This window comes from Flavobacteriales bacterium, from assembly GCA_019694795.1.
In the GTDB taxonomy this organism is placed as follows: Bacteria; Bacteroidota; Bacteroidia; order Flavobacteriales_D; family UBA2798; genus UBA2798.
The window spans coordinates 1-13415 of the sequence record JAIBBF010000061.1 but is presented as its reverse complement, the minus strand read 5'-3'; the positions used below and the strand labels follow the sequence as shown (position 1 = coordinate 13415).

Here is a 13415-nt window from a genome sequence, read left to right as displayed (position 1 = left end):
GGAACCTGGAGTGGACCTGGAATTACGAATCCTACTAACGGGACATTTGATCCTGCATCAGCGGGCGTAGGAACGCATACGATTACCTACACCATTGGAGGCGCATGTGGAAATTCGAGCACAACAACCATTACGGTGAATGCTTTACCAACGGTAACCTTTGCGGTGGACAATGCCTCGGGCTGTGCGCCGTTAACTGCAACGGTGAGCAATACGATGACGCCAATGGGAACATCCTGTCAATGGCTGGTGGATGGATTACCTGTATCCTCGAGCTGCGCATCGTTTACCAATACCTACACCACACCGGGCTGTCACGATGTAACGCTGCAAACGACCGATGCTAATGGCTGCTCCAATAGTGCAACGATCAATTCGATGATTTGTGTATTTGCAGATCCGATTGCAGATTTCAGTTTTAGTCCAACCAACGCAACAGTGATTGCACCGATTGTACAATTCACCAATGAATCGCAAGGTGCCAGTACTTATCTCTGGGATTTTGCCGGATTAGGAACATCAACCCAAACCAATCCGAGCTTTACCTTCCCCGACGACTCACCCAACAATTACAACGTATGCTTAACAGCTACCAGCGCCGATGGGTGTATCGACTCGATATGTAAAATCGTAATGATTTACGATGAGTTTTTAATCTACGTGCCAAACGCCTTTACACCGGATCCGAATTACGATCACCTCAATAGCGTGTTTATGCCGATTGTATCGGGACACGATCCGGACGATTACGAGTTTATGGTATTCGACCGCTGGGGAGAATTGATATTCTACACACAAATGTCGGGCGTTGGATGGGATGGAACTTACAAGGGACAAGCCGCTAAACAGGATGTTTACGTTTGGAAACTGAAAGTGAAGAAACTTTACAACGGTGAAAAGAAAGAATACTACGGGCATGTCAGCCTGTTAAAATAGAAAATACTTTGATTAGAAATCCAAGAATGCGGGGTGGTCTGGTGATCACCCCGTTTTTTTTAAGCAACTTTACCCGAAATTCGGCGTCATATTAATACTGGCCAAAACTTTTTAAAAATGAACTTTAAATTAATATCACAAATAAAATTCATCCTTATAGGATGCTTTTTGTTTGTGTTTCCGTTTATAGCATCTTCTCAGGTTGATGTTACCATGTCTACTGCTGTAAATGGACAAACCTTCTACACATGTGGAGGTACCCTTTATGCATCCGGTGGGGTATCCGGGGCAGGATATTCAAATGGAGAAAATGTAACTGTAATCATTTGTCCGGATACACCGGGTGATGTTATCACACTCGATTTTATAACCTTTAATTTATCCACTCAAAATACAGCTACTCCACCATCCAATAATGCGGATAACATGAGTATTTATGATGGAAATTCAGTGGCAGCCCCAACATTAGGAACGTATGGTGGAACTCAGTTGCAAGGATTATTAGTTACTTGTACTTCCTTCAATACTTCCGGATGTATCACAATTGTTTTTAATTCAAATTCTGCCGGAACAGGAAACTTTGCCGCATCCATCACTTGTAGTACACCTTGTCAACGTCCGGTTGCAGTTCTTTCTGCTCCTACTGTAGATTCTATGCGTATTTGTGAAGGAGATGCGATTACCTTTAACGGATCTCCATCTTATGCGGCTTCCGGATTTAATATTGCGCAATATGAATGGAATTTTGATGATGGTGTAATTGATACTACCTCAGGCCCGGTTGTGTCGCATACCTTTACAACGGAAGGTGAATACCTGGTGGATTTGTTTTTAACGGATGATAATGGTTGTGCTGCAACCAATCGAGTTACCGTACAGGTATTGGTAGGAACCACCCCGAATTTTGTTGGAACATCACCTAATGCTACGATATGTTTGGGTGAAACCTATTGTTTAAATGGAATTGTAAATGCTGTTACCTATACGGGATTACCCCATAATAATTTGGGTGGTGCAACGTATTTGCCGGATGACGTCGGACAATGTTTTGAGTCAACCATCGATTTTAATGTTTTTGCACCGGGTCAATCACTTACCAATATCAATGATTTATTGAGCATCTGCGTCAATATGGAGCACTCCTATATTGGCGATTTAGTGGCATCGATTTATTGTCCGGATGGAACACAGGTTGTTTTGTATCAACAAGGTGGCGGATGGAATTCATTGGGTGAACCAGTAGATATTACTGGTCCTAACGATCCTCCTGGGGTTGGATATGATTATTGCTGGAGTCCGAACGCTACTTTAGGTACCTGGGCACAATGTGGTAATGCAGGGGCTACTCCAAATTTAGTAACTACGCCCAATGGGGTTCCAACCTTAGCGCCGGGAACTTATTCATCATTAAATCCATTATCGGATTTAGTTGGATGTCCTTTAAACGGAACATGGACTCTTGAATTTTGCGATTTATGGGGAGCTGATGACGGATGGGTGTTCGACTGGTCCATCAATTTTAATCCTGCATTGTTTCCCGACATCACAGAATTCACTCCGGTGTACGGACCAAACTGCGATTCTACTTTCTGGACCGCCGACAATGGGGCGAGTCAGGCCATCATTTCTTCAACAAGTCCCGATTGCAACCAGATTTGTTTAGCACCTCAATCGGTAGGAACGTATTCATATACCTACCATGCTATTGATGATTTTGGATGTTCTTATGATACAACGATCACACTTACCGTAACACAACCTCCAATTCCGGATGCAGGAAATAATCTGGTAGCTTGTCCTAACGTACCTATCCAGCTCAATGGTGCAGTACCTAATTCAGGTTCGGCTTGCGATTGGACTTTCCACTTCCACGATTCATTTGGTGACGGATGGAATGGTGCAAGCATGAATGTAATCATCAATGGAAGTACAACGAATTATACATTAGGATCAGGTTCAGATGTCGACTACATCATTAACATGCCGGCAGGGGCAACCATTCAAATTGATTATACTCCCGGGTTTTGGGAAAGTGAAGTTTCATATACCATCACAGATTGTAATGGAAATCTGATTTTAGCAAATGGCCCGAATCCACCAACGGGAACGGTATATACGGGAATGAATGGACTTGATATGGTTTTTCAGTGGACACCAACAACAGGTTTATCCAACCCCAATATTGCTAATCCAACTGCTACAGTAAACGCACCTACCTGGTACTATCTCAGTACTTACGAAAACGGACATCCGCTTTGTGCGGTTACCGATTCGGTATTTATAGATATTAATCCGGCTGTGTTTGCTGGATTAGATGGAACAAATACCATTTGTTATAACGATCCGCAATTCGACATGTTTACCTTTTTAGGAGGTAATCCGGTGAATACGGGATCTTGGTTTGATCCTTCCGGAAATGCTACAACCAACATGTTCGATCCTGCTGTTTTTACCAATGGAGGAGTATTTACCTATGTGGTTCCTGCTAACCTGGGTTGTCCGGCAGATTCTGCCACCGTTACGGTGACCGTACTACAACCTACCGATCCTTTATGTTGTCAGGTTGCATTTACAGTTGCATCCACCAATATCACCTGTAATGGAATTTGTGACGGAACCATAACCATTTCATCACAACAAGCCGGTACCGAGTTTTCATTCGATAACGGAGTTACATTTACGTTTGATTCAACAGCAACCGGATTATGTGCCGGCCAGTACAATTTAGCAGTACGTTTCGGCGGATGTATCAATGTGCAACAAATTACACTTACTCAACCTACCGCTTTAACTGCAACTATAGGATCTATCACCGATGTATCATGTAATGGTTTTTCTGATGGAAGTTTAACGGTTACTGCCAACGGAGGAACAGCTCCTTACAGCTACTTATGGAATGATGCCTGTGCGCAAACTACCTCTGTATGTGGAAACAATTGTGTGCCCGCAGGAAATTATTGCGTAACGGTTACCGATGCAAATGGATGTACAATCTCTGTTTGTGACGATGTAATTGAGCCAACAGCAATGGTGCTTAACTTCTTGGTAGTAGATGTGTCTTGTTTTGGATTGTGCGATGGAAATGCAACAGTTATTCCAAATGGAGGAACTACTCCTTATTCCTATAACTGGAATGGTATTCCGGGAACTACTTCTTCAACAACTCAGGCTACTGATCTTTGTGCCGGAAACTATAATTTAACAGTTACCGACGCACATGGTTGTATCGCTGATACATTAGGTTGGAATGTTGCTCAGCCTGCTCAGGTAACCATCACCAGTGTGACCTTCACCGATGAAATCTGCTATGGCGCATGCGATGGAACCATCACCATTGTGGCACCAAATGCAACGCAATTCTCCATTAATAATGGCGCTTCCTTCCAAAACAACGGAAATTTTGTAGGCAACTGTGTAGGAACCTATCCGATTTTAGTGCAAGACGCCAATGGTTGTCAAACTACTTCTTCGGTAACGGTTTCGGGACCTCCACCGGTGGTTTCCTTATTTCAGGCAAGTCCGCAACCTACAACCACGTTTAATTCCACCATTCAGTTTGTAAACCTGAGTTCAGGAGCGATTGCCTATGCCTGGGATTTTGCTTCTCTGGGGACATCTATCCTGAGCGATCCATCCTTTATTTTCCCGGATGATTCGGCCGGTGTTTACAATGTTTGCCTGATGGCTGTTAATGCTAATGCATGTGCCGATACATTCTGTCTCGATATCATCATCAACGAAGAGTTTGTATTATACGCTCCGAATGCATTTACACCTGATGGAAATGGCCGTAATGAAATCTTCAGAGTCTATGGAAATGATATTGATCCGGAAGACTTCACCTTGTTGATTTATGATCGTTGGGGTGAATTGGTATTTACTTCAAATTCATTGAATGCCGGATGGGATGGTACCTTTAAAGGCCAGAAAGTGAAAAATGACGTATATGTCTGGAAGGTAAAAACCAGGTCCTTACACACCGGAAAACGCTACGAAAAGATCGGACACGTTACCCTTGTACGCTGATTATAAGCGGATTTCATACATCTTACATCCTTAGTTTTAAACACAAAATCAAGGTGTTGTGTATTTTTACATGCGTTGTGAAAAATCAAAGATTTTGTTACATTCGCATCTAATCTATATACCAGTTTAACGGCAAATCACATCCTTATGAGATTGTTCAAAATCTTATCTTCTTTCAGCCTTTCAGTATTGTTTGTAGCAACTGCATTCGCGCAGAAAAACTATGCTAAAGAAGCTGATGCGGCGTTCCTGAATGAGCAGTATTTTACAGCGAAAGACCTGTATAAAACAGCTGCTGAAAAAGAGAAAAAAATTGAAAAGAAATTACTTTATCTTTTTCGTGTTGGAGAATGTTACCGTTTCTTAACAGATGTTGATCAGGCTGAAACCTATTATCAACGTGTGGTTGACGGAAACTATAAAGACGCGATTGTTTGGCTTCGTTTGGCAGATGCACAACGTGAGCAAGGAAAATATAAAGACGCCGAAAAAAATTATCAAAAATACTTTGAGAAATCAGGCGATGTTCGTGGTCAAACCGGAGCAGAAGCGTGTAAACTTTCTCAGGAATGGATGAAAAATAAAACGCGTCACATCATCGATGCTGAACAAGTTTTAAATACTGAGTTCTACGATTTTTCTCCAACTTTTGCTGATAAGAAAAGCAGTGAAATGGTATTCTCTTCTTCTCGTCAGGGAGGAATTGGAACTGAAGAAGAAAAACGTACCGGTGGCGGACGTACAGATTTGTGGGTTACCATTCGCGATAAAAAAGGAAAATGGGGTGAACCAACTCCAATGCCACAAGGTGTAAACACAGAAGATAATGAAGGTGCAGCAGTATTTGACCGTAAAGGTGAAGTAATGTATTACACCAACTGTCCGAACGAAAAGAAGAAAAACCTCGGTTGCGATATCTACTTCGTAGAACGTAAAGGTGACAAATGGGGGACTCCTGAAAAAATGAATCTGAAAGGAAATAATGATTCAGTTTCTGTTGGACATCCAGCATTAACCAATGATGATCAGGTTCTGATTTTTGCTTCCGATATGGATGGCGGTCAAGGTGGAAAAGATCTTTGGATGGTCACTTACGACAAGCGCGCTAAGTCATGGAGCGATCCTGTAAACCTTGGTCCAAAAATCAACACACCGGGTGATGAGATGTTCCCTTACATTCATGATGATGGATCACTTTATTTCTCTTCAGACGGACATTTAGGTATGGGGGGATTAGACATCTTCCGTGCAGAGCAAGTTGGAAATGAGAAAAAATGGGATAATCCTAAAAACCTCGGTTTCCCAATGAACTCTCCACAACATGATTTCGGAATTGTGTTCGAAGCTAAAGAAAAAGGATTCTTCACATCTAACCGCGTTGGTGGTAAAGGTCGTGATGATATCTATAGCTTCATGTTGCCTCCACTGCTGTTTGAATTAAAAGTTACAGTATTAGACGACGAAACAAAACAGCCGATTAAGGATATTGAAGTGAAATTGGCAGGTACCGACAATTCAAATGTTGTTCTTAAAACCAATGAAGCAGGATTAGTTTCATTTGTAACTACTCCAGACCAAAAACGCTTTGTAAACGAAAACGTAACCTATACTGTTGAATCCACCTTGCCAAAAGGATTCCTGAAGTCAATGGAATTGAAAAAACAATTCTCAACTGTTGGAGTTGAAAAATCTACCAATTGGGAGTTTACCTTCTACATGAAAAAGGTTACTCCTAAAACAACCTTTCGCCTTCCTATGATTGTTTACGCTTACGATAAAGCAGATTTAATTGTAGACCCAACCGGAAACTTAAAGGAAAATGAAACCAAGCGTCCGGTTAACTCCGAAGACTCCTTGTTGTATCTCTATAACCTGATGGTTGAAAATCCAACCATTAAAGTTCAATTGCGTTCACATACCGACTTCCGTGGTAACGATGCCTACAACGAAAAACTTTCTCAGCGTCGTGCAGAAACCTGTGTAAAATACTTGATTTCTAAAGGAATTTCTAAGGAAAGAATTACCGCTAAGGGAATGGGTGAAAAAGCTCCGAATTATAAGGTTTCTGGAAAAGATACCATTTACCTGACGGAAGCTTATATTAAAAAGATCCCTTCTAAAGAAGAGCAAAATGCTTATCACCAGATGAACCGTCGTACCGACTTTAAAATTATTTCGTTCGACTACGTTCCAACCGAAGCAGATTTAAAGCTGCAGTGGATTGATCTTCCCTGGATGAAAAAAGCTGAATAAGATTTGATAACCTCATAATGAAAAGCATCCTCAATAGGGGATGCTTTTCTTATTTTTGCACCCATGTCCGACAATCGTTATAACCAACGCGGCGTTTCCGCTTCTAAGGAAGATGTGCATAACGCCATCAAAAACATCGATAAGGGATTGTTCCCTCAAGCATTTTGTAAAATAGTGCCGGATGATCTAACCGGAAGCGAAGATCATTGCATTGTGATGCATGCAGATGGAGCTGGAACCAAGTCATCGCTTGCTTATGCCTACTGGAAAGAAACCGGTGATATTTCGGTGTGGAAGGGAATAGCCCAGGATGCTATTGTAATGAACACTGACGATCTTTTATGTGTTGGAGCAGTCGATAATATTCTGGTATCATCCACCATTGGAAGAAATAAAAATTTAATTCCCGGTGAAGTAATTTCTGCCATCATAAATGGAACAGAAGAATTATTGGAAGAGTTACGATCCTATGGAATTGGAATTCGTTCTACAGGAGGAGAAACAGCGGATGTTGGAGATTTAGTACGAACCATTATCGTCGACTCTACCGTTACTTGCCGCATGGAAAGAAAAAAGGTGATTTCAAATCATACCATTGGAGCCGGTCAGGTAATTGTTGGTTTTGCTTCATTCGGACAAGCGCTTTATGAAAAAGAATACAACGGAGGAATGGGAAGTAACGGATTGACCTCTGCTCGTCATGATGTTTTCAATAAAGGCCTGGCAGAAAAATATCCGGAGACATTCGACGCTCATGTTCCGTATGAACTTGTTTATTCCGGAAAAAAATCGCTTAGCGATGAAATTCTAGTGGATGAAAAAAGTGATTTAAAAATTCCAGCCGGAAAATTGGTATTATCACCCACCAGGACCTATGCGCCGATTATTAAAAAAATAATTTCCGAATGCGGTAACGCAATTAAAGGAATGGTGCATTGCAGCGGAGGAGCACAAACCAAAGTATTACATTTCACGGATAACGTTCATATTATTAAAGACAATTTATTCGCTGTTCCGCCTTTGTTTCAGCTTATCCACGAACAATCGGGTACAGAATGGAAAGAGATGTATAAAGTGTTCAACATGGGGCATCGCATGGAAATTTATACTGATGAGAAATCTGCAGAAATGATGATTGCAATTTCAAAATCATTTGGAGTGGATGCTCAAATTGTTGGTAGAGTAGAAGCAAATGCCGGAAATAAATTAACCATTCGGTCTTTTGCCGGAGAATTTGTGTATTGATTATTGCTGAAGAATTGTGAATCTGCTTTCGAAATTACAGGCCATTGCCGATAGGTACAGAGAGGTGAGCGAGCTAATCACCGATCCTGCAGTAATTGCAGATATGAAGCGCTATGTTAAACTCAATAAAGAATATAAAGATTTAGGTCCCATCGTAAATGCAGCGAATGAGTATGAATCGGTATTGCTGAACATTGACAGTACAAAAGAAATTTTACGGGTGGAGAAGGATGATGAATTCCGCGAAATGGCAAAAGCGGAATTAGAAGCATTGGAAAACAGAAAAATTCAGCTGGATGAAGAAATAAAATACATGCTTATTCCAAAAGATCCTGAAGATTCAAAAAATGCAGTAGTGGAAGTAAGAGCAGGCACCGGTGGTGATGAAGCAGGGATTTTTGTTGGCGATGTTTACCGCATGTATACACGTTACTTTTCAAAGAAAGGTTGGAATATGGAAGTTCTTACCGTCAACGAAAGTGAAGCGGGTGGATATAAAGAAGTTTCATTCGTTGTTTCAGGTGAGGATGTATTTGGACGATTAAAATTTGAATCGGGTGTTCATCGCGTGCAACGTGTACCGGAAACAGAAGCGCAGGGACGCGTACATACTTCTGCAATTACAGTTGCTGTTCTTCCGGAAGCAGATGAAGTGGATGTGGACATTAACATGAATGATGTAAAGAAAGATGTATTTCGTGCATCAGGAGCGGGTGGGCAGCACGTTAACAGAACAGAATCGGCCGTTCGTTTAACGCATATTCCATCGGGAATTGTGGTGGAGTGTCAGGATGAACGTAGTCAGATAAAAAACTTCGAACGCGCATTAAAAGTATTAAGATCGCGCTTGTATGATCGGGAGTTAAGCAAAGTGATGGAAGAGCGTGCCTTGAAACGTAAAACGATGGTTTCAACAGGCGACCGTTCCGCAAAAATCAGAACCTATAATTATCCACAGGGAAGGGTCACCGATCATCGCATCGGATTAACATTATACAATCTTGCTGCCATTATGGATGGTGATCTCGATGAATTAATTGATGCATTACTGGTGGCGGAGAATGCTGAGAAATTAAAAAGTGGATTAGAATAAATAATTATGAAAAGAGAAGAATTAATAGCACAAATCAGAAAGAAAAAATCGTTTTTATGCGTTGGTTTGGATACGGATCTTTCTAAAATTCCAGACTTTCTTCTCGATCATGAAGATCCCATTTTTGAGTTTAACAAATCGATTATTGATGCAACACATGATCTTTGTGTAGCCTATAAACCCAATATGGCATTTTATGAATGCTATGGAAAAAAAGGATGGATTGCACTTGAAAAAACCATTGCCTATATCAATGTAAAGTATCCAGAAATTTTCACGATTGCAGATGCAAAACGTGGTGATATCGGAAATACTTCTTCCATGTATGCGAAAGCCTTTTTATCGGAAATGAATTTCGATTCAATTACGGTGGCTCCTTATATGGGCGAAGACAGTGTTGTACCTTTTTTATCTGTTCCGGATAAATGGGTGATTGTTTTGGCGCTGACCAGCAATAAAGGTGCAATGGATTTTCAAACACTTGAAATTAATGGAAGTCCTTCCGAAAAACTTTTCGAACGTGTTTTAAAAACAAGCTCTGCCTGGGGAAATGCTTCGTCTATGATGTATGTGGTTGGAGCAACTCAGGCCTCCATGCTTTCTGATGTGCGGAAAATAATTCCGGATCATTTTTTATTGGTGCCGGGAGTCGGAGCGCAGGGAGGAAGTCTTAAAGAGGTGGTGCATTATGGAATGAATAAAGATGTAGGTTTATTGGTGAATGCTTCGCGAAGTATTTTATACGCATCCAATAAAGAAGATTTTGCATCCAAAGCACGCCACGAAGCTGAACTTTTGCAAAAGGAAATGGCTCAATTTCTTTGATAATCCTGAATTGGCCGAAACTTAATTCCTAAAGAAAAATTTATTGTTCTACTTCTTCATTCATTGGATATTTGTATTCTGTGAATGAAAGAAGATTTTTTGCATTTCGTTTGGAAAAATCTGGAACCGTCCTGTAAGGTATTCATCACCGAAGGTGGAGAAGAGATGGAAATCGTTCACCGGGGTGATTACAACACCGATGCGGGTCCTGATTTTTCTATGGCTAAAATCCGGATAGGAAAATTACTTTGGATCGGGAATGTTGAAATTCATATTCATTCTTCCGATTGGTACCGTCACCATCATGAACAGGATGATTCCTATGCAAATGTTATTCTTCATGTGGTGTGGAAACACGACAGAAACGTCATCACCAAAGGTGGTAAGATTTTGCCGACACTTTCTCTTGAATCGATCATCAATAAAAGTCAGCTGAAAAATTACCTGCGTATTCTCAGAAATCGATCCGTGTTTCCATGTCTTCAGAAAAAAAATCCGCTACCGGAGATTTACTATATCAATGCGTTCGAAAAAGCATGGGTGCAGCGTATTGAGCGAAAATTGGTTCCTATTCGTAAAGACTTACTGGAAACAAAGGGCGACTGGAATGAGGTTGCTTTTCGGGCGATGGCCAGGAATTTCGGATTCCGTACCAATTCAATTCCTTTCGATTACTGGTCCAGAATTACACCGCTAAACCTCATTGAAAAAAATAAAGATGACATATTGAATCTTGAAGCATTGTTTTTTGGTCAGGCAGGTTTTCTTTCCATCCCTTCGCGCGATCCTTATCACGCGGTGCTCAAGGAAAAATATGAAAAGCTGAGCAGTACTTTTGGTTTGCAATGCATGAATGTTTCTTCCTGGAAATTTGCCCGGATGCGACCGGTGAATTTCCCTACAGTTCGCATGGCCCAGCTGGCCGTTTTGTTGCATCAGCGAAAATCCATCTTCGCCGATTTTTTTCAACGGAGAGCATTCACAGAACTGATCGAAGAGCTGATGGTGGTTCCCAGCGATTTCTGGCTGCATCATTACATGTTCGGAAAACCCTCCAGGGTGCGTTTTAAGCGACTCGGAAGGGAGGCAGCGGAAAATATCATAATCAATACGCTGGTTCCGCTTCAGGTGGCTTATGGCATTGAAAAGGGGATACCTGAGTTTATAACCTATGCTGAGGATTTATTAAAGGCAATTCCCGCAGAAAGGAACTTTATTGTAGGTAAATGGACCCGTGAAGGGTTTAAATGCAATAATGCGTTTGATTCGCAGGCTATGATTGAAATGTGGAATTCGTTATGTGCTGAGAAAAAATGCTTAAATTGCAGTGTTGGTTCCAAAATCATTCATGAGAAGTCCATTTCATAAAATTCAGACATTTTTCGAACGCCAGGCATTCGGTGTTTGCGAGTGGTGGGGTATTAAGCTGGGAATAAAAACCGAACGAATACGTAAATCTTTTATTTACCTCTCATTTGTAACGGCTGGTTCTTCCGTGGTGCTTTATCTAATTATGGCATTTATTCTGGAGAACAAACATTATTTTAAACCTGGCTCCAGAAAACGAAGTATCTGGGATATCTGATCTGCCGTGGATTTTATTTTTCAAGCCCGTTTCAGAAAATATTTTATTCTAATTGTTGCCATTTTTTGTTGTGGTACAATCGGTTTAATGCTCATTGAGGATTATAGTTTTCTGGATGCGTTTTATATGACGCTGATTACCATTACCACGATCGGATATCAGGAGGTTCAGCCATTGGGTACCGAAGGCCGAATTTTTATGAGTCTAATGATCATTGGAAGTTTTGGAACATTTGCCTTTGCAGTTTCGGGATTAACCAATTATTTTTTTAGCGGAGAATACCGTAAAGATTTGAGAGTAAAAAAAACCAGAGATCAATTAGAAAAAGTTATGGGACATACCATTGTTTGCGGTTACGGAAGAGTTGGTCAGCAGGCCACTGAAACATTGCGCCAGCACGGAAAATCGGTTGTTGTGATTGAAAAACACATTGTGCGTGCCGATATTGAACATGCAGCAGATGTCATCTTTATTCAAGGTGATGCTACCATAGATGAAGTGTTGCAACAAGCAGAAATTTCTAAAGCAAAAAGTCTGGTTGCCTGCACACCGAGTGATTCCGATAATTTGTTTATCGTTGTTTCCGCTAAAGCATTGAATTCAAAAATTGAATTGATCTCCCGTGCCTCTGATCCGGGGGCGATGAAAAAAATAAAAAATGCAGGAGCAAGTCATGTTATTATGCCCGATACCGTAGGCGGACAGCATATGGCTAATCTGGTAGTGCAACCTGATCTTACCGAGTTCGTCGAAAAAATATCAGTATTAAGTAACGACGCAATTAATTTACGCGAAATAAATTTCGATGCGTTGCCCAATGATTATCGCAATAAATCTATTGGGGAATTAAATGCCATGGAAGTTACCGGATGCATGATTATCGGTTATAAAAATGCAAAAGGTGACTTTATCGTTAATCCGGATAAAAGCATTAAAGTAGAATCCGGATCAAAATTATTTGTGCTTGGTTCCGATGATCAGATTCGTCGACTTGGTGCCATTCTGTTGCACTAAAATTTATTTTCTTTTAGCATAGAGCATCATCCCTTCGCCATAGTTTCCGTTGTAGGAAATTCGAAATGGTAAGGGTTGATTATTTCCGGATGCTTCCAGGGCTTTTCTTAATTCAGGATCGTAACCCCATGAAAGGTCTTTTATGGTTTTGGTGTAGGTACCCCATAATTGAACATCGTATTTCGACTGATCCAATTGTTTATATGGAACACCCGTATCGTCTTGTAAAATTTTTGAAGATTGATTTAAAACGATAGTTCTGATAATACTGAAATTTTTATGCGCTGGTATGTAACTGGCCGATTTAATATAGGTGCATAACTGACCAAATCCTGCAACAAATTTCTGAAATTCCGGTTTCGGTTTTATTTTATAATCGGCAGCATCAAACGAAAAATAATAAATCGATTTTTCCCGCTGATCACCATTGCGGATGGC

The 13415-nt window shown here is 40.8% G+C and carries 10 protein-coding genes; 9 read left to right on the top strand and 1 reads right to left on the bottom strand.

The features are described 5' to 3' along the window. From K1X56_13105 to K1X56_13065, 9 genes are all read left to right on the top strand, one after another. Positions 1 to 936 (top strand): gliding motility-associated C-terminal domain-containing protein (locus K1X56_13105; protein ID MBX7095652.1); only part of this gene is annotated, 936 nt, incomplete at its 5' end. A gap of 117 nt (positions 937 to 1053) precedes the next feature. Next, positions 1054 to 4962: a gliding motility-associated C-terminal domain-containing protein gene (locus K1X56_13100; protein MBX7095651.1), complete on the top strand. Its 3909-nt coding sequence runs from the start codon at positions 1054 to 1056 to the stop codon at positions 4960 to 4962. Positions 4963 to 5109: 147 nt separating this feature from the next. Continuing rightward, complete coding sequence (locus K1X56_13095) at positions 5110 to 7215, top strand: OmpA family protein (protein ID MBX7095650.1); 2106 nt, start codon at positions 5110 to 5112, stop codon at positions 7213 to 7215. 63 nt (positions 7216 to 7278) lie between these two features. Continuing rightward, a complete protein-coding gene (locus tag K1X56_13090) occupies positions 7279 to 8460 on the top strand; it encodes a phosphoribosylformylglycinamidine cyclo-ligase (GenBank protein MBX7095649.1) in 1182 nt (393 codons plus the stop codon). Between the two features lie 22 nt (positions 8461 to 8482). Beyond that, positions 8483 to 9553, top strand: coding sequence for a peptide chain release factor 1 (prfA, locus tag K1X56_13085; protein MBX7095648.1), 1071 nt, complete (start codon positions 8483 to 8485; stop codon positions 9551 to 9553). A gap of 6 nt (positions 9554 to 9559) precedes the next feature. Further along, positions 9560 to 10378, top strand: coding sequence for an orotidine-5'-phosphate decarboxylase (gene pyrF, locus K1X56_13080; GenBank protein ID MBX7095647.1), 819 nt, complete (start codon positions 9560 to 9562; stop codon positions 10376 to 10378). An 84-nt stretch (positions 10379 to 10462) separates the two neighbouring features. Continuing rightward, the gene (locus K1X56_13075) at positions 10463 to 11746 is read left to right on the top strand and encodes a DUF2851 family protein (GenBank protein MBX7095646.1); all 1284 of its coding nucleotides are present in this window, start codon (positions 10463 to 10465) and stop codon (positions 11744 to 11746) included. After that, positions 11727 to 11963: a PspC family transcriptional regulator gene (locus tag K1X56_13070; GenBank protein MBX7095645.1), complete on the top strand. Its 237-nt coding sequence runs from the start codon at positions 11727 to 11729 to the stop codon at positions 11961 to 11963. The genes K1X56_13075 and K1X56_13070 overlap by 20 nt, the downstream gene beginning before the upstream one ends. Before the next feature lie 6 nt (positions 11964 to 11969). Continuing rightward, positions 11970 to 12977 (top strand): potassium channel protein, encoded by a 1008-nt coding sequence (locus K1X56_13065; GenBank protein MBX7095644.1) that lies wholly within the window; start codon positions 11970 to 11972, stop codon positions 12975 to 12977. Positions 12978 to 12980: 3 nt separating this feature from the next. Here the strand turns inward: K1X56_13065 and K1X56_13060 are convergent. After that, on the bottom strand, positions 12981 to 13415 hold a 435-nt coding region (locus tag K1X56_13060; protein MBX7095643.1), incomplete at its 5' end, for a hypothetical protein.